We start from the raw sequence: 26,700 nt of genomic DNA, 5'->3' as shown, positions 1-26,700 counted from the left end.
CTCACATGCTTTCACCAGACACCCTTTCCCGCTGGCAATCGGCCATGCCGTTCTGGGTCTCAATTCTACTGATACCGCTGATCTGGGTTTCCGCATCCCTGGGCGGCTGGTGGGTCCTGCTGGTTCCGATCTTCACATGGTGGGCTTTCGCCGTGCTGGACAAGCTGACCGGGCTCGAGTTGAACAATGCCGACCCCGATACGCCAGATAATGGGTTGCAGTGGTACATCCTGCTGACCAACATTTGGGCGCCAATTCAGTTTCTGACACTGTTCGGCCTGATCTGGTACGCAACGCACACGGATCACCTGTCGACGGCTGCCACAATAGGGCTGTTTTTTGGAATGGGTGTGATCTCGGGGACCGTCGGGATCAATTACAGTCATGAATTGATGCACCAGAAAGGCAAAACCGAGCGTCTGTTGGGTGATATCCTTCTTGCCATGGTGCTTTACTCTCACTTCCGGTCCGAGCATCTGCTGGTGCATCACCGTTATGTCGGCACACCGCGTGACCCTGTGACCGCACGTTACAACGAAGGGTTCCACCGCTTTTACCCCCGTGTTCTGAAAGAGTGCCTGATTTCTGCCTTCGAGGCTGAAAAGAACATGCTGTCACGCAAAGGCCGCCCTTGGACCGACCGTTCCAACCCGTTCTGGCGGTATTGGGGTTTGCAGGCCGGGATGCTGATGTTGGCCTTTGTTTTGGGCGGCCTGCCCGGCCTTGGCTTGTTTCTGTTGCAGGCAGGTGTCGCGATCTGGCAACTGGAACTTGTGAACTATGTCGAGCATTACGGCCTGACGCGCAAACATCTAGGCGACGGCAAATACGAACACGTCCAGCCGCGCCATTCGTGGAATGCGTCACAAAAGGCATCCAACTGGTTGTTGATCAACCTGCAACGCCACTCGGACCACCATTACAAACCAAACCGACGCTTCCCGCTTCTGCAGCACCACCCGGAAGACGCCGCCCCGCAGCTTCCGTATGGGTACCCGGTGATGACCGTTGCCGCGATGATTCCACCCCTTTGGCGACACGTCATGAACCCGCGGGTCCGGGCGTGGCGGCAGCAATACTACCCGGATATTACGGATTGGAAGCCCTACAACACATCGCAAAATCCGCTGCCAAGGGCGTGACCGCAGCGCGCGATCGCGCGCTGCTGGGCCCAACGAGGTGAATTGCATCTTTGATGCTATTCAGATCGGCGGGAGCACTACGGCTTCATTACCCAGATATCCAGTGGGTCCTTCACACCCCTCACGTTTTGATTTTCGGCTTTCTCAAACCCTGCCATCTGGTCGGCCGGATTGGTGCCTTCCTCGACCAACCGGTTGCGCACTGCGTCGCTTAGAACCACTCGCGCCCCAAAATCACGCGTCATCGCCTCCAGCTTCGCCGAGACATTCACAGCGTCCCCAATCACGGCGAACTCCAACCGGTTGGCCCCGATATCACCCAGAACAACCGATCCAAAATGCACGCCTATCCCAACGTGGATTTCGGGCTCTCCCGAACGCCGTCTTTCGACATTCCAACGGTCCATCACGTCAACCATTGCCCGGGCACAGGCCACCGCATTGCTCGCGTCCAGTGGGGTCGTTACCGGCGTACCAAAGGTGGCCATCAAACCATCCCCAAGGTATTTGTCCAACGTGCCGTGATGGCGAAATACTTCAGTCTCCATGCGGGCGTGAAAACCACGCAAGACCTCGATCACTTCGTAAGGATCCCGGCCAGCCGCGTATTTGGTAAAGCCGACTATGTCGATGAACAACACGGCTATGTTTTCTTTTCGAACCTGTTTCAACGGCTCGTCATTCTGGCTTAGCTCTTCGACGACGTTCGGTGAAAAGTAACGCGACAGGTTTGCGCGTTCGCGTTCCAGACCTGCGTTGCTCATCAAAAGACGGTTAAGCCTCCGCATTGAGATACCCAAAGTCACCGCAACCATCATGAACACGACCACCTGCTGGATGCGCTGCGATGGCATAAAGCTGTTGGGGTCCAGCAACTCAGCCACATCCGGGTAGCCTGCCAACGCCTCAGCCACGCGCTCGCTGATCCCGGGAATGGGTGTGGCCACCCACCAGGCGATGATCCAGCCCGCTGTCCACATCATCGCAGTCCACGACCCGATTGCCACGACCGTGCGCCATGAGTATGCCAATGTCCCCGCAGCCAGAATGATGAAGAAATACTGGAAGTTGTCGAACCGGTACTGCATGGCCAAAGGGCGCACGTCGTCGCTGAACGGGTTGGGAACAATCATTCCCAAAGTCATAAGAAAAAGATCAACGAAGATCAGAAGAAGCTCGACACGCGATTGCCCCACACGACCCGCGCGCCGGATCAGCCAGCCATTCGCGCAGATCAGCAACAGGATGAAGTGATACCACAGCACTTCCCAATGCGGGTTCAGGAAAATGAGCAATACTCCGGTCAGCGCCATCGCGATCCATCGGGCGCGAACCGCCAGCTCTAACCCCTCGCGCTTGTGTTTTTCCAGCGCAGCCTCGGTGTATTTGTTGTCGAGATCATAGGAATCGGGGCGCGTTAGGAAAAGTCGGTTGAACCGGGACTCACTGACTGTGGTTTCGGACATTGCAGAGCCTCCCTCGGTGCACCGCAGACGTTATCGAATTGAGCATGTAACGAAAACAAAAGACCCCGCCGAAATCGGCGGGGCAAGGCTTAAGTGCCATGTGTCAGGCCACAGGCACCGGCGGTATTCAAGAAATCAGTTGTGCATCTCGGCGCGGATTTGCTGGCGCAGCACGTCAATCGGTACTGTCTTGCCATCGCGCTTAAAGCACCAATAGGTCCAGCCATTGCAAGAAGGGGCATTCTCAAGATGCGCACCAACCTGATGGATCGAGCCTTTGACATTGTCGCCCACCAGCGTTCCATCGGCACGGACCTTGGCTTTGTGGCGCTGGTTCATCGAGTACAGCTCTTCGCCCGGACGCAGCATGCCGCGTTCAACCAGTTGACCAAATGGCACGCGCGGTTCCGCGCGTTTGCTGGCGCTGACCTCCAGCGCCTCGCGGTCAAACTTGCGGACCTTGGCGATGCGCTTTTCGGCTACTTTGCGATAGCTTTCCTCGCGCTCAATCCCGATAAATTCACGCCCCAGCATCTTGGCGACAGCGCCGGTGGTGCCCGTGCCAAAGAACGGGTCCAGCACCACATCGCCGGGATTGGTCGAGCCGACCAGAACGCGGTGCAACAGCGATTCCGGCTTTTGTGTCGGATGGGCCTTGTCACCGTTTTCATCCTTGAGCCGCTCATGCCCCGTACAGATCGGCAAAACCCAGTCGCTGCGCATCTGCACGCCTTCGTTCAGGGCCTTCAGCGCTTCGTAATTGAAGGTGTATTTCGCACCTTCGCGTTTCGAGGCCCAGATCATCGTTTCATGCGCGTTGGTAAAGCGTTTTCCGCGGAAGTTCGGCATCGGGTTCGACTTGCGCCATACGACGTCGTTCAGAATCCAATATCCTGCATCCTGCAGGGCCGATCCCACCCGGAAAATGTTGTGATACGAGCCGATCACCCAAATCGCGCCATTGGGCTTGAGCAGACGATGCGCCGCCTTCAGCCACTCTCGCGTGAAATGATCATAGGCACCAAAGCTAGAGAACTGATCCCAGTGATCATCAACCGCATCCACCTGAGAGTTGTCCGGGCGGTGCAACTGACCTTTCAGCTGCAGATTATAAGGCGGATCTGCGAAAATCAGATCAACCGACGCCTCCGGCAGACTGTTCATCACGTCGATGCAGTCCCCGGATATAATCGTGTTTAAAGGGAGCGCTTTTGCGCCCTTTTTGGTGGTCGTAGTCATATCACTGCCTCAAGTGTCCACGGCGCTTTTGCGCTCATTTGGTTGAGACAAGGATGAGTCAAAGACGATTCGCCGTCAATTTCTTTTTTGAATCAGCGACTTACGTTTTTCTCTTGATACAAGATATTGTGGACCGGTTTGAACGAACGTCTATGGTGTGGGGTGACACCAAGATTTCGCAAGGCTTCCCTGTGTTGTTTTGACGGATAACCCGCGTTTGTCTCCCATCCATATCCGGGATGCTGTTGCGCCAAATCCACCATCAGCTGATCCCGCCAGTTTTTGGCGATGATCGAAGCAGCCGCAATCGACACCGAATGTGCATCGCCCTTGATGACAGCCCGCGATGGAATTTCCAGCCCGCGCGGAATCATGTTTCCATCGATCAGAACAAAATCCGGTGGCGGGTCCAGCGCCGCCACTGCCCGCTCCATCGCCAAATGCGAGGCACGCAAGATATTGTGTTCGTCAATCTCAGCAACCGAGGCTTCGGCAAGTGTAATCTCGGCGCATTCACGCAGAACACTGTCCAAAGCGGCGCGGCGCTTGGCTGTCAGTTTTTTGGAATCATTCAGACCTTGGGGGATGTCTTGCGGGTTCAGGATAACGGCCGCGGCAACTACAGGTCCGGCAAGCGGACCCCTGCCAACTTCGTCCACACCGGCGATCCGCAGATAACCGTCTTCGGCCAATGATGTTTCAATGTCGTAACTCGGTATCGTCATAGATCCGGGAAATCCTGTTTCCGGGCCCTTAGCAAGAAAAAAAGAGGGCAGCTTTCGCCACCCTCTTCTTCCGCAGCGCTTCTTTGGCGCCGCTCCTGCTCGGATACGGTTACTTGTAAACCGTGCGGTATCCGTGATGGCGCAGGCATGCGGGTTCGTATGCCCGCTTGACCTTTTTGCCATTCCAGAAACCGACAAGGCACTCTCGCGGCAGGCTATTTGCGTATTTGTAATGATCGTGCAGGCAACCCGGGCCATAGAGCGGGCGCTTGTGCGAGTAGTTTTTGAATGTCCGCAGGCACCGTCTGGGCAGATCATATCTGGCGACCCGATGGGGCAAGGGCCGTACCGGATGATGCGGCTTTACGGGTTTTGGTTTGTAGACATGTTGCTTGTGGCGGCTGGCACGCTCTTTGTCCTTTTCTTTGTTGTAGTAGTGCACGCCCGCACCAATGATCGCGATTGCAGCGAGACCACCGAGAATGTCTTTGGCGTCTGCGGCCCGCGCCTGTGACACTGAAACGCCTGTGATTGTGATTGCCGTTGCAACGATCAGAGCGATGAATTTGCGGTGCATGTTGTTTGTCCTTTTTCGTGCTGATGCGATCCCAAGCGGACCGCGAATTTCTTGCACCAACACTGGTCGCTTGCCCCTCAGACAAGCAATAACGGGTAAATGTTATCGGATATCAGGACCCCGAAACCCCTTAGGATATTGAATATCAGGCGAAGGCGTGCGCAGGATGCAGCCTATGAAACAGATCCTATCTTCTCTGGCTATCATTGCCCTGATATCGGTCGGCACTGGCGCTTCGGCCGCGGATTGTTATGCCGATTACAAGGCCAAGCAAGACAACCCGCTGCGGCTGCATTACGGCGTCATGAAAGTGTCTGCCTGTGACAAGGGAAAGGCGAAAAAAGAGGTCTCGCAACGTCTGCGTGGATCGGGCTGGACCCTGCTGAATGTCATGTCAGTTTTCGGGCCGGAAGGGTTGGGCAAAAGGAAGGGCAATGCCGGAAAATTCTATCTCCGTTACTGAGGCGCGACGATCAGGTGTAAGGCTGGTCGGCGCGGGTATCGCGGCGATTGTTCTGATTCTGGTGACCGCAGCCGTTTTCCTGTTCTGGACCTTGCCGGACGCCAATGCCTTTAACGCTCGTGTCGAACGGTTATTCGTCGAAAGTGACCTGACAACGCAGGCCGAAATCCGTCTGCTGGAAATCCTGGCACAATCCGGAACGGCTTTTGCCGACACGCTGTCCAGCTATCGCATGGTCATTTTCGTTCTGCTGGTTTTCGCAAGCGCAATGCTGGTCACGGCGTTAGTCTTTCTGGTGATGCTGGTGCTGTTGAATCGCCGCATGGCACAGATCGAACGCAAGGGTATTCAGGTTACATCCCTGCTGATCAGCCGCGAGGAAAACACCGTTTACCTCAACAACATGGATTTCAAGCTGACGCCTGCCGCGATGGAGACCCTTTCGGTTTTGGCTGAGTCCCGGTTGGACGACGAGGTTCTGTCTGGCGCCCAAATCGAGGCGATGATCTCGGGCAGAAATGCTGCCGATTGCGACGAAGCTGCTGGTGCCACCCGGATCAAACGGCTGCGGGACGCTTTGGGCAACCAGATGGTCAGTGAACTGCTGGTCAAGAACATCGCCAAAAAGGGCTACATGCTTTCAATCGAAAAAGACGTCATCCAAATGGTCTGACCTGCCCGCCTAACAAACCGTTAAAGCGGAAAAAAGTGGCACACCCCTTGGAATGCCTTCGTAAAGCGCCCATCCTAGTAGGACCCGCGCTAGGAGGTTAACCGTGAACGTCCACGTCGCACCAAAAGCCACAGGCTATGACATCACCGTAGAAGAGCTTGAGGGGCCGGTTTCGATCTACCGGGGCGAAACCTTGTTGGCCCAAAGCACCAATGCAAAGGTGATGTACGAGACACGGCTGCCGCCCATGATCTACATTCCACGTGCGGATGTCCGCGTTGATCTGAGCGATGAGACCGATCTTCAGACGTTTTGCCCATTCAAAGGCACCGCAACGTATCATGACGTCATCCTTCCGGATCAAAGGCTGGCCAACTCTGTTTGGGCGTACGAAGACGCCTTGCCTGAAAGCAAGATCATTCAAGGGCATATTGGATTCGCGTCGGCAGCCTATGATCGGATCGATTTGGGCGAGAATGCGCTCCGCGACCCAAATGACGGCAATATCAGCGGTCCGCTGATTGACTGGTTAATGCGAGGGGCGTCCGAAATCTCATCGTCGGAAGACTTTACCAAGGCGCTTTCTGAAAAAATGCTGGAACATGGCATTGCCATTCAACGTCTCAGCATTCTGGTGTGGTCCCTACATCCGCTCATCGCGGGGAAGCACTACATCTGGGAAAAGGGCGTCGACAAAATATCGACCAACGTACCGACCTACGAGATCCACGATCACCCGGCCTATATCAACAGCCCCTTGCGACATGTGTCCAACGGGCTGGGCGGTGTACGTCAACGCCTGAACGACGAAAACCCGCATAACAGCTTTCCGATCATGGAAGACTTACGGGCCAAAGGGGCGACTGACTACGTCGCCATGCCCCTGCCCTTTTCCGATGGACGCACGAATGTTCTAACGCTGACCTGCGATCATCCCGACGGATTCACCACGGAAAACCTCGGTTTGGTTTTTGAATGCTCAACCGTGATCGCGCGGTTTTACGAAGTCTTCATGCAACGCGAAAACGCGCAGGTTCTGCTGGAAACCTATGTTGGCAAGCGATCCGGCGCCCGTGTGCTGGGCGGCGAAATTCGGCGGGGCGATGGGGATGAGATCGACGCCGCAATCATGTTCTGCGATCTGCGCAATTCTACCCTTCTAGAAGAACAACTGGGCCGGGAAGCCTACATAAGCCACCTGAACGATTTCTTCGAAACCGTGTCAGGCGTCGTGCATGAAAACAGCGGCGAGGTGCTCAAATTCATCGGCGACGCGGTCCTGGCTGTATTCCCGGCCGGAGATGACTCGATCACCGCACGTGGCAATGCACAGCGCACTGCGATTGAAATCGTCGAAAAACTGGGAGAGCTACGCACACTGGGCTCAGAAATCCACTGTGACTGCTCGATCGGCGTGGCCTATGGGCGCGTGACCTATGGCAATGTCGGATCGCGCGAACGGCTGGATTTTACGGTCATCGGCCAAGCTGCAAACATTGCCGCTCGGTTGGGGGAATTTGGCAAAACAGTCAATCACCGGATCGTCGTTTCCGCTGACATCCTGCCTGCCTGTTCGAACGCGGTGCCGCTTGGTGATGTCAAACTTCACAATGTCTCAAAACCGGTGGCATCCTTCGCCCTCAAGACCGAAGCAGATGCAATATTGGATGGGTAAAACGCGTATCCCTTTCCCGCCCGACGCAAATTTCCGCTTGAGAGCAAGCTAAATGTCCAGACAGGCAACCGATCCTGTGCTTAACCCCCCAGCAGGATCAGAGCCGTCTGCGCCGGTGAAATTGTGTTTTGTAACTGCGCAATCTGACTTCGCGCCAGATACCTGTCTGTAAGCTGCTCGATGGCAGCCTCTTCTGTGAATTGGCTAAGGTCGTCAGATCCGGTTGCGCGGGACAACCGATCTTTGAACACCTCGAGTTGCCTGTCGATATCAAGCTGCGCGAAACTGGATGGCAGGCCGAGTGCTGTTTCCATCATATTCCGTAGCGGAGGTAAGCTCATCAAGTCGAACCATTTTGTATCGCCGCTGCCCTCCTGCCCGGCAAGATCGGCCAGCGCATGTCGCGCATACAGAGAAATGCGCATTGTTTCATCCCGCTCTCCTACAGCGACCTCAAAACGTGAGACGACATTGTCGCGCGCAATATCCTCCATGAACGTGATCAGGCCAGTCCTTCGAATTTCACCGGGGCCAAGCCCGAAAGCCTCGGAAAACTCGCGGTATCTTTTGTCGGACAACCGATTGGAAAGCGCATCATCTGCGCTGGTTCCATCCGACAGCACCTTTTGAATAAAGTAACGATTATTGATATCGCCCTCTAAGCCAAAGGCACCCAAGGCGACCTGAAGCAATCGACGATCCGAAACCAAATCTTCTGCGGTTTCCACCTTACTGATATTCTCAAGGAAATAGCGGGTTTCACGTTCATTGACGGCAGATGATGCGAAACTATCGATCTGCGTATCATATGTCCGCTGCAGGAAACGCCATCCGACAAGACCACCAGAAGGGACGACCGGCTGAAACGTCATTGTCGGTATGCCATCAGGCGCTCTTCGCGCGGCAGCAATGCGCGCAAGGATTTCAGACACTTGTAATATTGCTTTGCCAATAGCGCCTCTGTCGCTTCGGCCAACACCTTGCGGCTGTCCGCATCTGTGAAGACCTGGCTCAACTCTTCTACCCGGCGCAAAAGTTGTTGGCGGCCATGATCCGCCTCCATGTCTCCGGACAGAACGAGTTGCGCGGCATAGCAGACACGCCGAACCGGCGTGTTGACTTCATCGGGGTGAATAGCATCCCGCAAACGCAGTACATTGGCATCTGGGGTCATGATGGAAAAACGGCTGCGTCTGTCGCCGTTTTCCAAAACAACTCCGTTGATCAGCACCCGTTCTTTCGGGGCCAGTTTCAAGACAAGCCCCCCCATCAGGCAGCACTCATCTGCCGTAGCCCACGCAAGACGGCCATATTGATTTCCAAAAGAGGTTCAACTGATGCTTTCTGACCTAAGACGTGACTGCTGTGCTGTTCGGTGAACTCAGCCAGATAGAAAATCCGCGCCCGCAAGTCGTTGGGCAATCCATTGTCGGAATCGGTGACGCCACTGGCCAAAACGCTCCAAAGGCGGCGATTTTCGTGCAGGGCCTGAACGAATCCGCCAAAATCCGTCTTTTGCCGGGCGGCAGCGGCCTTGAGCCGATGCGTGATCTTTGAGATTGCCTCGTATTCGGTGTCGCGCGGGGTGCGGGTGGGGGCGGCGGTCTGTGCGTAGGCTCGCTGAGCAAGAGAGTGCGGTGTCACTTGAAATCCTTCCAATAAGCCGTCTTTTGCCGGTCAGTGTCGGGGCGCGTTTCCACGCCCCGACCAGGTTCCAAAGATTAGCGGAACAGAGACAGGATCGACTGCGGTGCCTGGTTGGCAATCGACAGCGACTGTGTGGCCAGCTGCTGCTGCACCTGCAGGGCCTGCAGTCGGGCCGAGGTCTCTTCCATGTCGGCATCCACCAACGAGCCGATACCGGATTTGAACGAGTCCGACAGGTTCGAGATAAACTCTTTCTGCGTCTCGATCCGACCCTGCGCCGAGCCGAAGGCGGCTGAGGCGTCGATGGCCGTATCGATCAGACCTTCGATGGTACCCAGAGCGGCCAGTGCTCCCGCATCCGTGGAAACGTCGATCGAATCCAGAGCGCCAAGACCGCCTGCACCAGCGTTGGTGAACTGGGCCGCAACGGTCACGTCACGATCCGCGTCCGCACCAGCCGTTGCAGTACCAGTCACAAAGCTCAACGTTCCAGGGTTGCCCGAGTCGTAGTCAATCGCGACGCCCGTGACACCCAACGCATCGATCTTGTTTTTCAGACCCACAGCAACAATGGCATCGGTATAAGCCGCGTCATAGGTGCCCGACGGATCCAGGTCAGAGTCCTGGATGGTGTAGGTCGCAACCTGATCACCCACGGCAATCGAGACCTTGTCGCCCGCTTCGAAGTTGTCGGTCGAGCTGTCGATCACGATGTCACCACTGCCACCGGTCTTATCCATGGTAAAACCAGCCGTGTCGTTGTCGGTGGTCACGTTATCTGACCCCGCTAGAACGCCCTTGGCCGTGTAGCCGCCCACCGAAAGATCTTGCGCAGCAACGCTGATGGACGACGCAGTCACATCACCCCCCGCATCACGGTCCAGAGAGGACAGGATTGACGCTCCTGCGCCACCGTTGACCAGATTCAGGCCGTTGAACTGCGCGGCACCCACAACAGATTCGATCTGATCCTTCAGGGCGCTCACGTCCGTGTTGATCTTGTCGCGGTCCACGTTGTCTTCCTGCGCCGCGACGATCTTGCCTTTCATCTGGTTCAGCAGATCGGTCACGGTTTCCGATGCGTTCCGCGCCACCGCGACAGTCGACTCGCCCAGCGCCAGGCTGTCTTTGATCGCGTTGAATCCCTTGACGTCGGATTCCATCACTTTCGAGATCGCCCAGACCGCCGAGTTGTCCTTGGCGGTTGCAACGTCCTTACCAGTCGAGATCGCGTTCTGGGTCATCGCCAGGTTCTTGTTGACCGATTTCAGGGTCTGCAGCGCAACCATTGCGCCATTGTTGGTCAGAATGCTGGACATAGCTTCTTCCTTTTTTACGTATGGGCCCTTTGCGCCCGTGCTAACCCCGCACCATCTGCGGGCTTTAACGTCTTTCTGATCACTGCGATCCGCCGTCCGGCTGTTCGCGCCACCTGTTGTTTCCAAGTGCCCGACTACCTTTGCCTCTGATCCCCTAACGGAGTGCTAAAGCCCGGTGGTTTGAAAATTCAGATTTGAATCAAACCTGCGATTAGGCGCGTTTCTCAAGCTTGGCGTGGCTGCGCACAGCAAAACCGCTACGCTGTCCACCCGCATCATATGTAGTGAATTCCTGCCGAACCCGGCGCAGTTCAGCCATCCGTTCAGCGACAGCGCTAATGCCGTCCGCCGCACTGTTCAGAAGCGCCTGATTTCTTTCGACCTTCTTGTGCAGACGGGTCAGCGCATCGGTGTCAAAGACTTCGAGGTCATTTATCGCACCGATCAGTTTTTCCTTTTCAGGCGCCATGTGATTGAGCTGGTCCAGATCCCCCTGAACCAAAGCTGCACGCTCTGAATCCAGTAGCTCTTCCAGAGATTTGACCAGATTGATTTCAGGCTTTGTCGGCATGAGCACCCTCCATCAAAGACCGGAACAAGATTTCAGAAAGTCCGACCCCTCCGGCTTCGGCCATTTGGCGCGCTTGTTGTTGCACCAGAAAGGACGTGAACTGGTCTTCGCCGGTGCCGCCCCCGAAGGATTCGCGCGATTGACCAAGCCCGGCGGATTTTAGCATCTCGGTCAGAAAGGCTGCTTCCAACTCAATGGCCGCAGATCGCAACTTGTCATGCACCGCTGGTGGTTGAGAGGTCGGCGTCGTCGTGGAAATCTTCATCGTATTCTCCGAAATTTGCTTAGAACTTTCTCGAACAAAGACGATAGCGGTTAAAATAAACGTAACTTCCTGCGGGCAGGTTTCCGATCACACAATCGGAGCCGGAGCAAAATGCCCAACCCTCTTTCAGTGACGACATCGGCACCTGCAGCCAGCGCCAGGACCGGCGCGAACGCCAAAGACACCGACGAGCCCAAAATGGATGGCTCTTTTCAATCCGTTCTGGAGGAACAGGCGCAGCCAGCGACGGATGAGGTCGAAACTCCCACTTTGGCAACTCCAGATACTGACGTGCACCAAGCCGCAGTGCAATTGGATCACGTTGCGGAGAACGATCAGGATGCACCGGCCAATGACGACCCCATAGCGGAGGTCACTGGCCCGCAGTCAGTGGAGACAGACCTTGCTGATACTGCCAGCCCCATTGATCCACCGTCGCTATTCACTGTAGCGGCCCCTGCGTTGGATCAGAGAGCTATACCAGACGAGGCGTTCCGTCGTTCCGTAGACATGACAACCCAAACCGCAGCATTACCAAACGCCGGGGAACTTCCACTAGCTGCTAAAGTAGTTCCTGTGACACACAAGCTCGATAAGTCTCACGATCATGCTCGACCTGCTCAAGAATTTACTGGTGGTTTTTCGAACCCGGGGCGTGATCCGGTTTCCGTTATTTCGGCATCTGTTCCCGCAAAAAAACCTTCTTCGCCAGACAAAGCGCCTTCTGTCGTTCAAATGCAACTTATGATGCCAAACCCCCAAGATGGCACCGGCGGCTTACTCGTTACGGAATCGGATGAAGCGCTTCCGTTAAAGGACATTTCCACTCTGTCACAGACACGCGAAACGGCAGGCTCAGCGCATGCTTTGACCACCGCTCCGCGCACGGAAACAACCCGTGCGATCGCAGGTCAGATGGCCGCCGTAATAAACGCGAGACCACAGGGTGGCATCATCGAAATCGCCTTGAACCCAGAAGAACTGGGCCGCGTTTCCATCGTACTAAACAACCGCGACGATGGCATGCACCTGACAATTGCGACCGAACGTCCAGAGACATTGGACATGATGCGACGCCACATTTCTGTGCTGGAAACAGAATTCAAAAACCTCGGGTTCGGGGATTTGTCTTTTGACCTGGGCTCGTCCGCTCACGCGCAGCAAGACGCCGCCAATACCGAAACTGGATCAGAGGTTGAGGACGACCAAAACGATCCAACACCATTAAACGCGCTGCCTGCACAACGTTTGGGTGCTACCGGCCGCATCGACCTGAGGTTATGACAATGATCACTTCCACCCAACCTGCCACACAAAGCCCAAGCCAGACACAATCATCTGCGCAATCAGGCAGTTCAGGGCTTACGTCTGATTTTGAAACCTTTCTGTTGATGCTGACGGCGCAGGCTAAAAACCAGGATCCGCTGGAGCCGTTGGACTCGTCCGAATACGCGTCGCAGTTGGCCCAATTCTCAATGGTAGAGCAGCAAGTCCATACCAACGAGCTTTTGTCGTCATTGTCCGTGAACATGGGTAACGTCGATATGGGAGAACTTGCTGCCTGGGTTGGAATGGAAGTGCGCTCAGCCTCTTCGTTTTATTTCGACGGTGAGCCCCTAACGTTACAGGTCGAGGTCGATCCGGCGGCCACTGCGGCCAAGATGGCGATCCGCGACGAGAGTGGAACCGTCATCGAACGGATAAGCGTCCCCTCAGACCAGGCCGAATTCGTCTGGGCAGGCACAGATGGCGCTGGCAATCCTCTTCCCCCCGGCAGTTATTCGGCAACACTCGAAAGCTATGACGGAGACGAACTTCTGTCGGAACAGCTCGCCTCGGCCTACAACAAAGTCGTTGAAGCCCAGGTGCTAGATGGTTCTGTCTTTCTAACACTGAAAAGCGGGCAAGTTGTCCCGGCAGGAATTGTGACAGGCGTCAGAGCTGGCGCTTGATCTGAGGGGCAAGACGGGCGAAAGGTTTGCAACCTGCGACTCGCGTACTCAATTGGTGAACCCGCTGCCTGACCTAACTGCCCCACCTGAAGACCTTGTCCAAGACTTGCGGAACGCCTGTCTCATAGAAAGCAATGCGCGGTTTCAGAACCTTTATGGTGGTCGCACAAATCAGGTTTGGAAAGTATTGGGTGGTGACGGCGATAAGGTGCTGAAACTGTATCGGGCCAACCTCAGAAATCCGCTTTTCAGGAATGATGCAGAACTGGAGGCCCAGTGCCTGCGCGCCCTTCAAGACACAGGTTTCGTTCCGCGTCTGCGCGCGACAGGAACGCACGAAAACGGTCACTGGGTTTTTTATGATCATGCACCGGGATCGCCTTGGCAGTCGCAACCTCAGAATGTCGCCGACCTTTTGTACAGATTGCATACCCATAACGCATCGGTTCTGGCCCCGGCAGGTTGTAACGGCAGTTCAGCGTTGGACGCTCATACCGCGCAAATTCTGGACGGGTGCGTTTCGAAAACCAAGGCGCAGCTAGAGCAGTTGCGCCCAAATCTGCAGGTCGCGCCCAACGCCCGATCCTGTCTGATCCACGGGGATCCAGTAGCGGGAAACATCCTGGTCGCTCCTTCCGGCCTTACTTTGATTGACTGGCAATGTCCTGCGTATGGCGATCCGTGCGAGGATATCGCCATGTTCCTGTCGCCCGCCATGCAATACCTATACCGCGGTCAACCTTTGTCGTCTGAGGAAGAGCACCAGTTTTTAACGGCCTACGGCGATGTCGAAACAGTCGAGCGCTTTAAAACACTGCGCCCGTGGTACGCATGGAGAATGGCTGCCTATTGCCTTTGGCGCGTTGAGAATGGTGCCGAAGACTATGCTGTAGGACTTCGGCTTGAGGCGAGCTTGCTCTAGCCCCGTTATAAATCAGCAATGGCCATCATGGCATAGGCGGGTGGCATCAAAGCTCGACGCCATGACCCCAAAGGGAATCGGCGTGGCGGTTGCGAAATAGGCGCCGGAAGCCCGGTCTGCTGGCCCAACACAAGTCGCGCCAAAGCCCGCCCACAATACGTCCCCATCGCCACTCCATTTCCGTGAAAGGCGAAACCGGCGAACAGGCCGGGCTGATCGGGAACGGGTCCCGCGAATGGAACCAAGTCACGCGACATACATACCATCCCGGACCACATATGGGTCACATCCACCGCCTTCCATGCAGGGAACATGCGCACGAAATCTCGCTGAACCTTTTGACGAATAGCAGCCTCAACCCCCGGCGATGACCTGAGGCCGCCGCGCATACCGAACAGGAACCTTTGGTCCGGCATCAGGCGAAAGTAGTGCAGCAGATGACGTGTGTCATACGACATCTGATCGGTTGTCCATCCTTGCGATTCCAACTCAGCCTTTGACATGGGGCGCGTTACCAAAACCGTGGATTGGGCGGGCATGTAGCGACCCGACAGCCACATCGGAACATCTTCGCTGGAGTATCCGTTGGTGCAAATCAGAACATTTTCGGCGCGGACATGGCCCGAAACCGTTCGTAAAGTGAAGCCATTCACCGATTTCTCTAAACTCAAAACAGCACTGTTTTGAAACAGCTTGGCACCACGTTGCTGTGCTGCTTTGGCCAGTCCAAACAGGTATTTCCTGGGATTTAACCCAAAGCCCAAAGGAATTGTGTAACCCCCGTGAAAACTATCGCCAAAACCCAGATCCGGCAGATCCTGCGCCTCATGCAAAGTGCCGGTTTCACTTGCACCTCGCCTTAGCTTTTCCATCGCACGGGCGTTATGGGCCAACTGGGTTTCCCCGTTCGAATGGGTATCCGCCTCGATGTTATGGGTGCGTAATAGGTCGGCGACCAATTGAACGGCCTCTTCCTCAGCCCGTTCATAATCAAGGGCCGCTTGCGTTCCGTAAGTTCGCTCCATCGCCTTCAGGCCTAGTTTCGCGCCGCCAAGACAACAAAAACCGCCATTGCGACCGGAGGCCCCCCACCCCGGCGTTTCAGCTTCGAAAACGGCGACGGATACACCAGATTCCGCGAGGTGCAGCGCCGCGGAAAGACCTGTGAACCCGCCACCTACGATGGCAATATCTACCGCATCATCGCCTTGGTGCGTTGGCCAATCCGGACTGGGTGTTGTTTCGTCCCACCAACAGCCCTCTCTTGGGCCCGGGCCGTAGGTGTAAGAGGGAAATACGCGTTTCATTCGGCGCGCGCCGCAGCCATTTCATCCTGCTTTTGCCGCACCATGGCACGTTTTGTCACCAGCGACGCCGTTATGACCCCCAGCGTGACAACGGCGATCATGATTGTGGACAAGGCGTTGATCTCGGGACTAACCCCGAGCCTGACAGCTGAGAATATCTTGATCGGCAAGGTTGTGGCAGAGGGACCCGAGGTAAAGGACGCAATAACCAGATCATCCAGCGACAAGGTGAAGGCCAGCAACCAGCCCGAGATCACCGCGGGCGCAATAATCGGCAGGGTCACAAGACGGAAAGCTTGGGCGGCCGAACATCCCAGATCCAACGCGGCCTCTTCCAGAGACTGGTCAAAGGTCACAAGACGCGAGGATACAACGACAGATACGAAACACATCGAAAAGGTCGTATGCGCCAGAACGATTGTCAGGATACCCCGATCCAGCCCAATGCCGATGAACAACAACAGCAGCGACAAGCCAGTGATCACTTCGGGCATTACCAACGGCGCGTAGATCATCCCGGAAAACAGCGTGCGCCCAAAGAAACGCCCCCCGCGCACCAGAACATATGCCGCCGCTGTTCCCAGAATAGTAGCGAGTGTTGATGAAAACACGGCCACCCGGATCGTAACCCACGCAGCGTCCAAGAACGCCTCGTTCTGGGCCAGCTCACCGTACCATTTGGTTGAGAACCCGGCCCAGACTGTAACCAGCTTACTTTCGTTGAACGAATAGACGATCAGGATGATCATCGGGATATAGAGGAACGCAAATCCCAGCGTCAGCGAAACAGTGTTAAACCAACTCAGCCTGCTCATTGCTCGGCCTCCGTCTGTTTTTGCTGGTTGCGCTGGAACAACACGATCGGGATCACGAGGATCACCAACAACACCACGGCGACCGCGCTGGCCACGGGCCAATCGCGGTTCGAGAAGAACTCCTCCCAAAGCACTTTGCCGATCATCAAAGTTCCCGAGCCACCGAGGAGCGAGGGGATCACAAACTCTCCGATCACCGGGATCATGACAAGGAAACAGCCCGCGATGATGCCGGGGCGGGACAAGGGGATTGTCACCAGCCAAAACGCCTGAATCCGGGAACAGCCAAGGTCTTCGGCGGCTTCGATCAGGGATTCGTCCATCCGTTCCAAGGCTGAATAAATCGGTAGGATCATGAAGGGCAGATAGGTATAGACAATACCGATATAGACCGCCGTTTGCGTGTTCAGAATGGTGAGCGGAGTTGAAATAATACCAGTCCATAACAAAAGCTGGTTGAGGTAGCCTTCGGTCCCAAGAATACCAATCCACGCGTAAACGCGGATCAGGAACGACGTCCAAAAGGGCAGGATCACCAACATCATCAGCGTCGGCCGCCACTCGACCGGCGCGCGCGCCATACCATAGGCGATGGGATAGCCCACCAGCAGAGTCAGAAACGTGGAAATAAGCGCGATTTTGACACTGGACAGATAGGCCTTCCAGTAGAGGTCATCCTCGGTCAGCCAAACATAGTTCTCGAGATCGAGCTGGCCGAAGAAGTCCTTGATCCCGGCCCAGCCCGCAGAAAAATCCAGCGTCGGAGTGTATGGCGGAATTGCCAGGGCCGTATCTGACAGTGAAATCTTCAGAACGATAAAGAACGGCACCAGAAACAGCGCCAGCAGCCAGACATAAGGAACAGCGATCAGAAACGCGCGACGCATCAGTTGGCCAGCAAAACCGCGGCGGTGGCTGTCCAGGACAGCCAGACCGGGTCTTCCCATGTAAACGACCGGCGCGATATGCGACGAGTGTTGGCCGTCTGCGCCTTGATAATCGTGCCGTTAGGCAGCTCGACATGATAAGTGGACAAGTTGCCCAGATAAGCAATGTCGTGCACTTTGCCCTGCACCGCGTTGATCGCATCAGTAGGGCGGTCTGCCGAGATCGTCACCTTTTCGGGTCGAATGGCGATGTGGCAGGCTTGCCCTTGTGAAAAACCGTTGCTCGACGTTGCTGTAAGTGGCGCTTGCCCCTCGGCCCAGTCGATCTGATAGGTATCGTCTCCGTTTTTGGTTGCACGACCTTCGATAATGTTCACGTCGCCAATGAAATCAGCCACGTAGACTGAATTCGGGCTTTCATAAATCCGGTCCGGCGTCGCAACCTGCATCAGTTTGCCCTGATCCATCACAGCGACACGGCTGGCGACGGTCATCGCCTCTTCCTGATCGTGTGTTACGATTACAAAAGTGGTGCCTGTCTTTTCCTGAATATCCATCAGTTCAAACTGCGTGTCCTGCCGCAGTTTCTTGTCCAACGCGCCCAACGGCTCATCCAGCAACAACAGTTTGGGGGCCTTTGCCAAAGATCGGGCAAGCGCCACGCGCTGGCGCTGACCGCCCGAAATCTGATGTGGCTTGCGACGTGCGAATTGTTCCAGCCGCGTGAGGCGCAACATCTCTTCGACACGGTCCTGCAGATCATGTTTGGGCATGTTGTCCCGGCGCAAACCGAACGCGATATTGTCCCAGATGCTGAGATGCGGGAACAACGCGTAGGACTGGAACATCATGTTCACCGCCCGTTTGTTTGGCGGGATCGGGGCGATATCCTGGCCGCCCAGCATGATATGGCCTTCGGTCGGGGTTTCGAACCCGGCCAACATCCGCATCATGGTTGTCTTACCGCAACCCGACGGCCCCAGAAGGGCAAAGAACTCGCGCTCAAAAATATCCAGAGAAAGGGTGTCGATGGCCGTAAAGTCGCCAAACCGCTTGGTGACATTCCGGAATTGGATCAAGGGTTTCGCCTGCGGGTCATCCCACGGCGCAAAGACGTCTGAGTTCACTACGGCCCCCGTTCGACATTCTGGAAAAAAGGGCAAGGCGGGAACCCCGCCCTGCCGAGATAAACCGGATCAGGTGCCCGATTTGATCTTGGTCCACAGACGGGTCACAACCCGCTGAGTCTTCGCCGGGTAAGGCGTTGTGATGTAGAGGTTCTGCATCGTTGCTTCATCCGGGTAAATCGCCGGATCGCCGATCACGTCTTCCTCAAGGAACTCTTGCGAGGCCTTGTTGCCGTTTGCGTAGTAAACATAGTTTGACGCGGCTGCCATGTTGTTGGCGTCCAGAATGAAGTTCAGGAACTTATGCGCGCCTTCCGGGTTCGGAGCGTCCGCCGGAATGGCCATCTGGTCAAACCACATCAGCGAGCCTTCGGCGAACGGGTGGTATTCGATCTCAATGCCGTTATCCGCCTCTGACGCGCGGTCGCGAGCCTGCAGGATGTCGCCCGACCAACCCACAGCCACGCAGATATCGCCGTTTGCCAACGCGTTGATGTATTCCGAGCTGTGGAATTTCTGGATATGCGGACGAACGCTCGTCAGAACTTCTTCGACCTTCTTGATGACGTCCGGGTCATGGCTGTCCGGGTCTTCGCCCAGGTACTGCAATGTCATCGGGATCATTTCAGCTGGCGCATCCAGGAAATGCACACCGCACCCGGCCAGCTTTTCCATGTTTTCAGGATTCAGCACCAGCTCCATGCTGTTGAGCGCCACATCATCGCCCAGCGCTTCTTTGACCTTACCGACATTCACGCCAATCCCGGTGGTGCCCCACATGTAATTGATGGAATAGGCATTGTCAGGATCGTAACCGGCGGTGCGTTCCTGAATGACTTCCCAAAGGTTGCCCGTGTTGGACAGCTGAGAGGTATCCAGCGGTTGAAATGCCCCGGCTTGAATCTGGCGTTGAAGGAACGTGCCGGACGGCACCACCACATCATAGCCTGAACCGCCAGCCAGCATCTTGGTCTCAAGCAACTCGTTGCTGTCGAACACGTCATAGATGAGCGTCAGGCCCGTTTCTTCTTCGAATTTGGTCAAAAGGTCCTCATCGATGTAATCGGACCAGTTGTAGACGCGCACTTCTTCGGCAAAGGCTGCCGAAGTCCCCAGTGCGACGACCGCTGTTAGTGTCAGCGTTTTGAGTGTCATTTTAGTCTCCCTGCAAGTGTGCGGGTATTTTCCCGTTTTTTTGGATTTGATCAAGTTTTGCGTTTTCCCCCGATCCGGCGTATGGTTCCACGAGGCTGGGAACCTGGCAAGTAAACACAGTGGGAAACAGGGCAAACCAATTGGATTTGATCAAAAATAAGGCATCTCGGACGGACTCGACAGATCAGAAACAACCCGCGCATGAGCAGGTCTATAGAACTCTCAGGTCACAGATCATGTACGGGGACTTGGTGCCTGGGCAGCCCGTGACCATCCAGGGTTTGACCGATTCGCTCGGCGTCGGAATGACCCCTGTCCGTGAAGCAATTCGGCGCCTGATCTCGGATGGCGCACTGGTGTTTCAAGGTAATCGGCGGGTCAGCGTTCCTCTACTGAGCAATACTGATGTTCAACAGATGATCTTCGCGCGAAAGTCAATAGAATCAGAGCTTTCCCGCCGTGCGACTGCGAATATTACCCCGGCGGACATCGACAAGCTTGAGCATATAGACCAGCGGCTGGACCGTACCATCGTTGATGGAGACGTCGGCGGGTATCTGCGCCTTAACCATCAGTTCCACGAAACTCTTTATGCGCATGCAAACGCCCCGATTCTCAACGATCTGACCGAACGGCTGTGGCTGCGGTTCGGGCCGTCATTACGTGTGGTATGCGGCCGCTTTGGTACCCAAAGCCTTCCGGATCGCCACAAAGACATTCTGTCCGCGCTTCGTCGGAAAGACGCAGAACAAGCCGCGAAAGCGACAGCGCAAGACATTGAGCAGGGCATGGAGCTAATGGCTGAGGCTTTGGTCAACGCCTAGATCACGGCGATTCGATTGACAGAAAAAAATTTGATCATATTGTAACTCACAACCGCTCTTGCAGGAGATTCTCCGATGTCCATCATCACAAATCACATGCCCACCGCCGAATTGCAGGCGTTGGACGCCGCCCACCATATGCACCCGTTTTCCGCCAATGGGTCGTTGGGGAAAGAAGGCGCACGCGTGATCACCCGCGCAAGTGGCGTGTATCTGACCGACAGCGAAGGTGAGCAAATCCTGGACGCGATGGCTGGTCTGTGGTGCGTCAACATCGGTTACGGACGCGACGAACTGGCCGACGCAGCGGCGCGCCAGATGAGAGAGCTGCCATACTACAACACGTTTTTCAAAACGACCCATGTGCCAGCCATTGCGCTGGCCAAGAAACTGGCGGAATTGGCCCCCGGCGATCTTAACCATGTTTTCTTTGCCGCAGGCGGATCCGAAGCGAACGATACCAACATCCGCCTGGTGCGCACCTACTGGGCCGAGAAGGGCCAGCCAGACAAAAACATCATCATCTCTCGCAAGAACGCCTATCACGGGTCATCTGTCGGTTCGGCTTCCCTCGGCGGTATGGCCGGAATGCATGCGCAGGGCGGCATTCCAATCCCGAACATTCACCACATCAACCAACCGAACTGGTGGGCCGAAGGCGGTGATATGACCCCCGAAGAATTCGGACTGACCCGCGCACGCGAGTTGGAAGAGGCAATCCAGGAACTGGGCGAAGACCGCGTCGCTGCGTTCATCGCAGAGCCTGTACAAGGGGCCGGTGGTGTCATCGTCGCCCCCGATACGTACTGGCCGGAAATTCAGCGTATCTGCGACAAATACGATATCCTGCTCATCGCGGATGAGGTGATCTGCGGATTTGGCCGTACTGGCAACTGGTTCGGATCGCAGACGGTCGGTATCAAACCTCACATCATGACAATCGCAAAGGGTCTCAGCTCAGGCTACGCCCCGATTGGTGGCTCAATCGTCAACGATGAGATTGCTGAGGTGATTGGGGGAACCGAATTCAATCACGGCTACACCTATTCCGGCCACCCGGTTGCAGCAGCCGTTGCCTTGGAAAACCTGCGCATCCTGGAAGAAGAAAACATCGTCGACCACGTGCGCAATGTTGCGGCGCCCTACCTGAAGGAAAAATGGGAGGCTCTGGCAGATCACCCATTGGTCGGCGAAGCAAAAATCGTCGGGATGATGGCCTCAATCGCGTTGACACCCGACAAGGCGAGCCGGGCCAAATTTGCCTCTGCCCCCGGAACCGTCGGCTACGTATGCCGTGACCGCTGCTTTGGAAATAACCTGATCATGCGCCATGTTGGCGACCGAATGATCATCTCGCCGCCTCTGATCCTGACGCCGGACGATATTGACGAAATGTTCGTGCGCATTCACAAGTCGCTGGATGAGGCACAGACAGACATAATCGAAAAGGGCCTGATGAAAGCTGCAAGCTGATCCGCGCAGCTTCATCTGGCTAAAAATATCCCGGGGGAGTCGCCATCAGGCGACGGGGGCAGAGCCCCCTTCCCCTACCGCAGCCGTTCTAACAATCGCAGGGATGCATAACCATCCGGAAGCAATCCCTGCGCCATCTGGTAGGCCCGCACTGCTTTGGTCGTATTCGGGCCCGTCCGCCCATCAATGCCTTGCGTATCAAACCCGGCTTCAGTCAGCAGGCTTTGCAGTTCTTTTTTCTCGGTAAAGCTCAGCACGCGATCCGCGCGTGGCCATTCGGCCTCAAATGAACCACGACCGCGCAAACGATCAGATAAGTGACCTATTCCGATCACATAGGCGTCGGCTCCATTATACTTTTCGATCACACGGAAATTGTCGAAGATCATCAACGCAACGCCCTGCCCACCAGCGGGCAACAGGATCGCGGCCTGACCATGGTCCGGCACCGACTTTCCATCTTGAGATAGAACGCCACGCGCCGCCCACTCCGACGGCAGCAACGTATAACCCCGCTGCGCTGAGGCGTAATCGAAACCTTCCGGCAACCGGACTTCAACACCCCAGGGCTGACCCTTGGTCCAACCGTGCCGCGCCAAATAGGACGCGGCAGATGCCAGCGCGTCCGTTGGGTCCTCGGACCAGATATCGCGCCGTCCATCGCCGTCGAAATCAACCGCGTGTTCCAGGTACGAGGTTGGCATGAACTGCGTATGCCCCATAGCACCCGCCCAACTGCCCACCATTTCATTGGGGTCAACGTCCCCAGCCTGAATGATACGCAATGCTGCAATTAACTGGGCTTCGAAAAACTGTGCTCGTCTCGCGTCAAAGGCGAGCGTCGCAAGAGATCGCAGCGTCTGGTCGCTGCCGCGAAATGAGCCAAACGAGGTTTCCAGCCCCCAGATCGCAGTCACAACCTCTTTCTCGACGCCGTACTGAGCCTCGATCCGGGTCAGTGTGGTTTTGTACTGCTCCAGCCCTTCGCGCCCGTTGGCAATACGTCGGTCGGAAACTGCGGCATCCAGATATTCCCATATCGGTTTAGAAAACTCTGCCTGGTTTCGATCGCGTTTGATAACGTCTTTATCGTAGGTCAAACCGGCAAGTGACCGGTCCAGTGTCGTAGCCGAAATACCCTGCTCCAGCGCCCGATTTCGAAACGCCCCTAACCACGCCTGAAACCGCGCGTTACCTTCGGTTGACACTCGGTACTCCTTGACCGTTGGTCGGACGACTGGCCGAATGGACACCGAAACATCGGCAGAGGCGAGTTGTATCGTCTCCGCCCCATTGGGTGAATTGATGGATTCCGCCTGCACTATGGATGCCCATAATGCAGCGGTCATGACGCCGCTTAAGCATTTACGCATTCCGAATTTCCTGATTACTGCTCAACCTCAGGATAACTCAAAAACGGAATTTCACAAAGCGCTCAGGTTGTGGACTCGCGGTCTTTTGCTTCCCATTGATCATCAGTGCCGTCAGAATGCGATATGGGCGCGTCCCGGCTTCACCGTCGGTTTCCGCACCAAGGCCATGCATCGTTTCAATGTCGCAGTGAAATGATTCAGACCATTTGCCGGGGTCCTGCGCCAGTCGCGCCGATGCCGTCACTGAACTCGACTGTATAAGCGTGCGGTTAACGTGACCTGCAACGCTATTGCCAGCGGAATGCTGTGACCGGACAAACCCCGATTTTTCTGCGGGCGAAAACCAGATAGGCTGAGTCCAAATCTCAAGGAACAATGGCAGCAAGCGACCCCAAGATGACACCCTTCAAAGATCCCAAAGTCGCCGCAGCCTATGACGCACTACCTGATGAGACACGTGCCGGTGCATTGGCCCTGCGTGAGCTGATTTTTGAAACAGCTGCGACCTTACCTCAGGCAAACCCACTGGACGAGGCATTGCGCTGGGGGCAACCCGCTTATCTGGCACCGAAAGGATCCACAATCCGGTTGGGTGCTCACAAAGCGGCGCCCTTTGCGCTGTTCGTACATTGTCAAAGCCGGTTGATAGGGGATTTCACCTCGACCTTTCTCGGTGAAGACCGGCTCGACGGGAACCGTGCGGTCCTGTTTGATAACCCATCTCAGATTTATGCGGCCCGCCACGGCTAGTTGATCGCTCGGGCCCTGACTTATCACGTTTCGAAAAAGCTTTAAGAAGAGCGGATCATTTCTGACGACGCTTACGCTCGACCTTGCGCTTGATCTTGTCCTTTTTGCGTTTGGTACTGACCGCTTTGCGACGCGTGCTTCGCTTGGACGGCCCACGCCCGCGTGGCAAAGCCTGATCGTCGATGGACAGCAGCTCCAACTCAAGCCCGCCGGTCACGGGCGTCGCTTCGGTTAGCCGAACCGTAACACGCTGACCAATGGCAATGATCAGCCCGGTGTCTGATCCCATCAGTGTCCCCGCCTCACGATCAAAATGGAAGAATTCGCGGCCCAACGAACGCACAGGCACCAGCCCGTCCGCGCCGGTTTCATCCATCTTCACAAACGCACCGAAACGCGCAATTCCACTAATACGACCCGTGAATTCGTTGCCCACACGTTCGCTGAGATAGGCTGCAAGGTAGCGATCGGTTGTGTCGCGCTCGGCCATCATCGAGCGTCGCTCGGTATCCGAGATATGGGTTGCCGTCTCTTCAAGCCGCGCAATTTCATCCTCGGTCAGCCCGTCCTTACCCCAGCCATGCGCCGAGATCAGCGACCTGTGTACGATCAGGTCCGCATAGCGGCGGATGGGCGAGGTGAAATGCGCATAGTTGCGCAGCGCCAGACCGAAATGGCCGAAGTTCTCGGGGTTGTAATAGGCCTGCGCCATCGACCGCAGGGTGGTAAGGTTGATCAGTTCCGCATCTTCCGTCCCGGCGGCGGCGTTCAGCAGCGCGTTCAGGTGGCGGGTTTGTAGCACCTGCCCTTTGGCAAGATTCAAGCCCGCCGCCTGAGCCGTCTCGCGCAGGCTTTCCAACTTTTCAGGGGCCGGTTCCTCGTGGACGCGGAACAGCAGCGGGCGGCGTTTGGCGATCAGCGTTTCGGCGGCAGCTACATTAGCGAGGATCATGAACTCTTCGATCAGCTTGTGCGCGTCCAAACGGTCGCGAAAGGCCACGCTGGTCACTTCGCCAGTATCGCTGAGCACGATTTTGCGTTCCGGCAGGTCCAGTTCAAGCGGTTGCCGTTCCGACCGCGCCTTTTTCAGAGCGGCATAGGCGGCGTAGAGCGGTTTCAGCACCGTTTCCAGCAGGGGTCCGGTGCGGTCGTTGGGGGCACCGTCGATGGCCTCCTGCACCTCGGCATAATGCAGTGATGCGGCCGAGCGCATCAGGCCGCGCACAAAGCGATGGCCGATCTTGTTGCCGTCCGCGTCGATCTGCATCCGCACTGCGATACAGGCACGTGGGACGCCTTCGTGCAGCGAACACAAATCGCCCGACAGACGGTCAGGCAACATCGGCACAACGCGGTCCGGGAAATAGCTGGAGTTGCCGCGCTTGCGCGCCTCGCGGTCCAGCGCTGTTCCGGGCTGCACATAGGCGGCCACATCGGCAATCGCGACCCAGATCACATGCCCGCCGGGGTTCTTGGGATCGTCATCGGCATGCGCATAGCACGCGTCGTCATGGTCGCGCGCGTCCGAAGGGTCGATGGTCAGCAGCGGCATGTCCCGCAGATCTTCGCGACCTTTCAGGCCGACCGGTTTGGCCTTGTCGGCCTCAGAAATCACTTTGTCGGGGAAGTCGTCCGGGATGCCGTGCTGGTGGATCGCGATCAGCGACACCGCCTTGGGCGCGGTGGGGTCACCCAACCGTTCTACAATCCGCGCGCGCGGCAATCCCATGCGGTTTTTCGGCCCCGCTTGTTCGGCCTCGACCAACTCCCCATCCTTGGCACCCAGCAGCGCGCCCTCGGGCACCAGCCATTCGTTTTGGCCGGTCTTGTCGATGGGCACAATCCGCCCGCCCTCGGCCCCTTTGCGGAAGATGCCGACGATCTTGCGGGGGTTGGTGCCGATCCGGCGGATCAGGCGGGCCTCATAGTTGTGGTCCTCTTCCTGCACCACGGTCAGACGGGCCAAAATCCGGTCGCCTTCGCCCAGCGCCGGATCGCTGGCGCGGGTGATCACCAACACGATGGGTTCGACCCCTTCCCCATGCCATTCCAATGGGCGGGCAAATAAATCGCCATCGGAATTCGGAGCCTTCACCTGCAACACGCTAACTGGCGGCAGCCGATCCGGGTCACGATAGCTGCGCTTGCGCTTTTCCAGATGGCCCTCGGCCTCAAGCTCACGCAGGATACGTTTCAGGTCGATCCGCGCCGCGCCTTTGATCCCAAAGGCTTTGGCAATATCGCGTTTCGAGGTCAGGGTGGGGTTCGCCGAGATCCAGTCGAGGACCTCCTGCTTGGTGGGAATGCGACTCATAAGTTCGGCCTATCACGGGTGTGCGACCGCGTCATGACC

At 56.3% G+C, this 26,700-nt stretch carries 28 protein-coding genes; 10 read left to right on the top strand and 18 right to left on the bottom strand.

Annotation, left to right across the window (positions count from 1 at the left end; all coding sequences use genetic code 11):
- Window positions 1-5: 5 nt before the first annotated feature.
- Entirely contained in the window at window positions 6-1,142 is a 1,137-nt protein-coding gene (locus tag ACR0BD_RS13340) for an alkane 1-monooxygenase (protein WP_480831116.1), read from the top strand.
- 77 nt (window positions 1,143-1,219) lie between these two features.
- On the opposite strand, the gene ACR0BD_RS13335 is transcribed toward ACR0BD_RS13340, so the two are convergent.
- The 4 genes from ACR0BD_RS13335 to ACR0BD_RS13320 all read right to left on the bottom strand — a co-directional run bounded on the left by ACR0BD_RS13335 (window position 1,220) and on the right by ACR0BD_RS13320 (window position 5,149).
- Window positions 1,220-2,608: an adenylate/guanylate cyclase domain-containing protein gene (locus ACR0BD_RS13335; protein WP_480831114.1), complete on the bottom strand. Its 1,389-nt coding sequence runs from the start codon at window positions 2,606-2,608 to the stop codon at window positions 1,220-1,222.
- Window positions 2,609-2,743: 135 nt separating this feature from the next.
- A complete protein-coding gene (locus tag ACR0BD_RS13330) occupies window positions 2,744-3,847 on the bottom strand; it encodes a DNA methyltransferase (protein WP_480831112.1) in 1,104 nt (367 codons plus the stop codon).
- A 92-nt stretch (window positions 3,848-3,939) separates the two neighbouring features.
- Window positions 3,940-4,572, bottom strand: coding sequence for a ribonuclease HII (locus ACR0BD_RS13325; protein WP_480698016.1), 633 nt, complete (start codon window positions 4,570-4,572; stop codon window positions 3,940-3,942).
- Between the two features lie 109 nt (window positions 4,573-4,681).
- Window positions 4,682-5,149: a hypothetical protein gene (locus ACR0BD_RS13320; protein WP_480698017.1), complete on the bottom strand. Its 468-nt coding sequence runs from the start codon at window positions 5,147-5,149 to the stop codon at window positions 4,682-4,684.
- 175 nt (window positions 5,150-5,324) lie between these two features.
- Here ACR0BD_RS13320 and ACR0BD_RS13315 point away from each other — a divergent pair, with 175 nt between their 5' ends.
- From ACR0BD_RS13315 to ACR0BD_RS13305, 3 genes are all read left to right on the top strand, one after another.
- Entirely contained in the window at window positions 5,325-5,612 is a 288-nt protein-coding gene (locus tag ACR0BD_RS13315) for a hypothetical protein (protein ID WP_480698018.1), read from the top strand.
- Window positions 5,584-6,285, top strand: a complete 702-nt coding sequence (locus ACR0BD_RS13310; protein ID WP_480831110.1) for a winged helix-turn-helix domain-containing protein — start codon at window positions 5,584-5,586, stop codon at window positions 6,283-6,285. The genes ACR0BD_RS13315 and ACR0BD_RS13310 overlap by 29 nt, the downstream gene beginning before the upstream one ends.
- Before the next feature lie 103 nt (window positions 6,286-6,388).
- Window positions 6,389-7,960: a DUF427 domain-containing protein gene (locus ACR0BD_RS13305; RefSeq protein WP_480831108.1), complete on the top strand. Its 1,572-nt coding sequence runs from the start codon at window positions 6,389-6,391 to the stop codon at window positions 7,958-7,960.
- 80 nt (window positions 7,961-8,040) lie between these two features.
- On the opposite strand, the gene ACR0BD_RS13300 is transcribed toward ACR0BD_RS13305, so the two are convergent.
- From ACR0BD_RS13300 to ACR0BD_RS13275, 6 genes are all read right to left on the bottom strand, one after another.
- On the bottom strand, window positions 8,041-8,832 hold the full coding sequence (locus ACR0BD_RS13300; protein WP_480831107.1) for a DUF1217 domain-containing protein: 792 nt from the start codon (window positions 8,830-8,832) through the stop codon (window positions 8,041-8,043).
- Window positions 8,829-9,230, bottom strand: a complete 402-nt coding sequence (flbT, locus tag ACR0BD_RS13295; RefSeq protein ID WP_480698022.1) for a flagellar biosynthesis repressor FlbT — start codon at window positions 9,228-9,230, stop codon at window positions 8,829-8,831. Before flbT ends, ACR0BD_RS13300 begins: the two co-directional genes overlap by 4 nt.
- Window positions 9,230-9,604 carry a flagellar biosynthesis regulator FlaF gene (gene flaF / locus ACR0BD_RS13290; RefSeq protein ID WP_480831105.1) on the bottom strand — a complete coding sequence of 125 codons (375 nt, stop codon included), beginning with the start codon at window positions 9,602-9,604 and terminating at the stop codon, window positions 9,230-9,232. Before flaF ends, flbT begins: the two co-directional genes overlap by 1 nt.
- Before the next feature lie 77 nt (window positions 9,605-9,681).
- Window positions 9,682-10,926, bottom strand: a complete 1,245-nt coding sequence (locus tag ACR0BD_RS13285; protein WP_480831103.1) for a flagellin N-terminal helical domain-containing protein — start codon at window positions 10,924-10,926, stop codon at window positions 9,682-9,684.
- A 211-nt stretch (window positions 10,927-11,137) separates the two neighbouring features.
- Complete coding sequence (locus ACR0BD_RS13280; RefSeq protein ID WP_480831101.1) at window positions 11,138-11,497, bottom strand: flagellar biosynthesis protein FlgN; 360 nt, start codon at window positions 11,495-11,497, stop codon at window positions 11,138-11,140.
- The gene (locus ACR0BD_RS13275) at window positions 11,481-11,762 is read right to left on the bottom strand and encodes a rod-binding protein (RefSeq protein ID WP_480831100.1); all 282 of its coding nucleotides are present in this window, start codon (window positions 11,760-11,762) and stop codon (window positions 11,481-11,483) included. Before ACR0BD_RS13275 ends, ACR0BD_RS13280 begins: the two co-directional genes overlap by 17 nt.
- 111 nt (window positions 11,763-11,873) lie before the next feature.
- Here ACR0BD_RS13275 and ACR0BD_RS13270 point away from each other — a divergent pair, with 111 nt between their 5' ends.
- Genes ACR0BD_RS13270 through ACR0BD_RS13260 form a run of 3 tightly spaced genes read left to right on the top strand, consistent with a single transcriptional unit; the run spans window position 11,874 to window position 14,636 of the window.
- On the top strand, window positions 11,874-13,046 hold the full coding sequence (locus ACR0BD_RS13270) for a flagellar hook-length control protein FliK (RefSeq protein WP_480831098.1): 1,173 nt from the start codon (window positions 11,874-11,876) through the stop codon (window positions 13,044-13,046).
- 2 nt (window positions 13,047-13,048) lie between these two features.
- Entirely contained in the window at window positions 13,049-13,714 is a 666-nt protein-coding gene (locus tag ACR0BD_RS13265; protein WP_480831096.1) for a flagellar hook capping FlgD N-terminal domain-containing protein, read from the top strand.
- A gap of 55 nt (window positions 13,715-13,769) precedes the next feature.
- Window positions 13,770-14,636: a phosphotransferase gene (locus tag ACR0BD_RS13260; protein ID WP_480831095.1), complete on the top strand. Its 867-nt coding sequence runs from the start codon at window positions 13,770-13,772 to the stop codon at window positions 14,634-14,636.
- Between the two features lie 5 nt (window positions 14,637-14,641).
- On the opposite strand, the gene ACR0BD_RS13255 is transcribed toward ACR0BD_RS13260, so the two are convergent.
- The 5 genes from ACR0BD_RS13255 to ACR0BD_RS13235 form a co-directional block, all read right to left on the bottom strand.
- Entirely contained in the window at window positions 14,642-15,943 is a 1,302-nt protein-coding gene (locus ACR0BD_RS13255; protein WP_480831094.1) for an NAD(P)/FAD-dependent oxidoreductase, read from the bottom strand.
- Complete coding sequence (locus tag ACR0BD_RS13250) at window positions 15,940-16,758, bottom strand: ABC transporter permease (RefSeq protein ID WP_480698031.1); 819 nt, start codon at window positions 16,756-16,758, stop codon at window positions 15,940-15,942. Before ACR0BD_RS13250 ends, ACR0BD_RS13255 begins: the two co-directional genes overlap by 4 nt.
- Window positions 16,755-17,645 carry an ABC transporter permease subunit gene (locus ACR0BD_RS13245; RefSeq protein WP_480831091.1) on the bottom strand — a complete coding sequence of 297 codons (891 nt, stop codon included), beginning with the start codon at window positions 17,643-17,645 and terminating at the stop codon, window positions 16,755-16,757. The genes ACR0BD_RS13250 and ACR0BD_RS13245 overlap by 4 nt, the downstream gene beginning before the upstream one ends.
- Window positions 17,645-18,772, bottom strand: a complete 1,128-nt coding sequence (locus ACR0BD_RS13240) for an ABC transporter ATP-binding protein (protein WP_480831090.1) — start codon at window positions 18,770-18,772, stop codon at window positions 17,645-17,647. Before ACR0BD_RS13240 ends, ACR0BD_RS13245 begins: the two co-directional genes overlap by 1 nt.
- Window positions 18,773-18,841: 69 nt before the next feature.
- Entirely contained in the window at window positions 18,842-19,927 is a 1,086-nt protein-coding gene (locus ACR0BD_RS13235) for a polyamine ABC transporter substrate-binding protein (RefSeq protein ID WP_480698033.1), read from the bottom strand.
- A gap of 140 nt (window positions 19,928-20,067) precedes the next feature.
- Here ACR0BD_RS13235 and ACR0BD_RS13230 point away from each other — a divergent pair, with 140 nt between their 5' ends.
- Both ACR0BD_RS13230 and ACR0BD_RS13225 read left to right on the top strand, forming a co-directional pair.
- On the top strand, window positions 20,068-20,751 hold the full coding sequence (locus ACR0BD_RS13230) for a GntR family transcriptional regulator (protein WP_480831088.1): 684 nt from the start codon (window positions 20,068-20,070) through the stop codon (window positions 20,749-20,751).
- A 75-nt stretch (window positions 20,752-20,826) separates the two neighbouring features.
- Entirely contained in the window at window positions 20,827-22,224 is a 1,398-nt protein-coding gene (locus ACR0BD_RS13225; protein WP_480831086.1) for an aspartate aminotransferase family protein, read from the top strand.
- A 74-nt stretch (window positions 22,225-22,298) separates the two neighbouring features.
- Here the strand turns inward: ACR0BD_RS13225 and ACR0BD_RS13220 are convergent, their stop codons facing one another.
- Window positions 22,299-23,573: a lytic murein transglycosylase gene (locus ACR0BD_RS13220; RefSeq protein WP_480831291.1), complete on the bottom strand. Its 1,275-nt coding sequence runs from the start codon at window positions 23,571-23,573 to the stop codon at window positions 22,299-22,301.
- Between the two features lie 61 nt (window positions 23,574-23,634).
- Window positions 23,635-23,973 carry a hypothetical protein gene (locus tag ACR0BD_RS13215; RefSeq protein ID WP_480831084.1) on the bottom strand — a complete coding sequence of 113 codons (339 nt, stop codon included), beginning with the start codon at window positions 23,971-23,973 and terminating at the stop codon, window positions 23,635-23,637.
- A gap of 20 nt (window positions 23,974-23,993) precedes the next feature.
- Here ACR0BD_RS13215 and ACR0BD_RS13210 point away from each other — a divergent pair, with 20 nt between their 5' ends.
- On the top strand, window positions 23,994-24,347 hold the full coding sequence (locus ACR0BD_RS13210; protein WP_480831082.1) for a DUF1801 domain-containing protein: 354 nt from the start codon (window positions 23,994-23,996) through the stop codon (window positions 24,345-24,347).
- A gap of 55 nt (window positions 24,348-24,402) precedes the next feature.
- Here ACR0BD_RS13210 and rnr read toward each other — a convergent pair whose 3' ends face one another.
- A complete protein-coding gene (gene rnr, locus ACR0BD_RS13205; protein ID WP_480831081.1) occupies window positions 24,403-26,661 on the bottom strand; it encodes a ribonuclease R in 2,259 nt (752 codons plus the stop codon).
- Window positions 26,662-26,700: the final 39 nt, after the last annotated feature.

It is taken from the genome of Ruegeria sp. G5 (genome assembly GCF_056533365.1).
The sequence above is the reverse complement of the archived record's forward strand: the minus strand, read 5'-3'. Positions and strand labels throughout refer to the sequence as shown.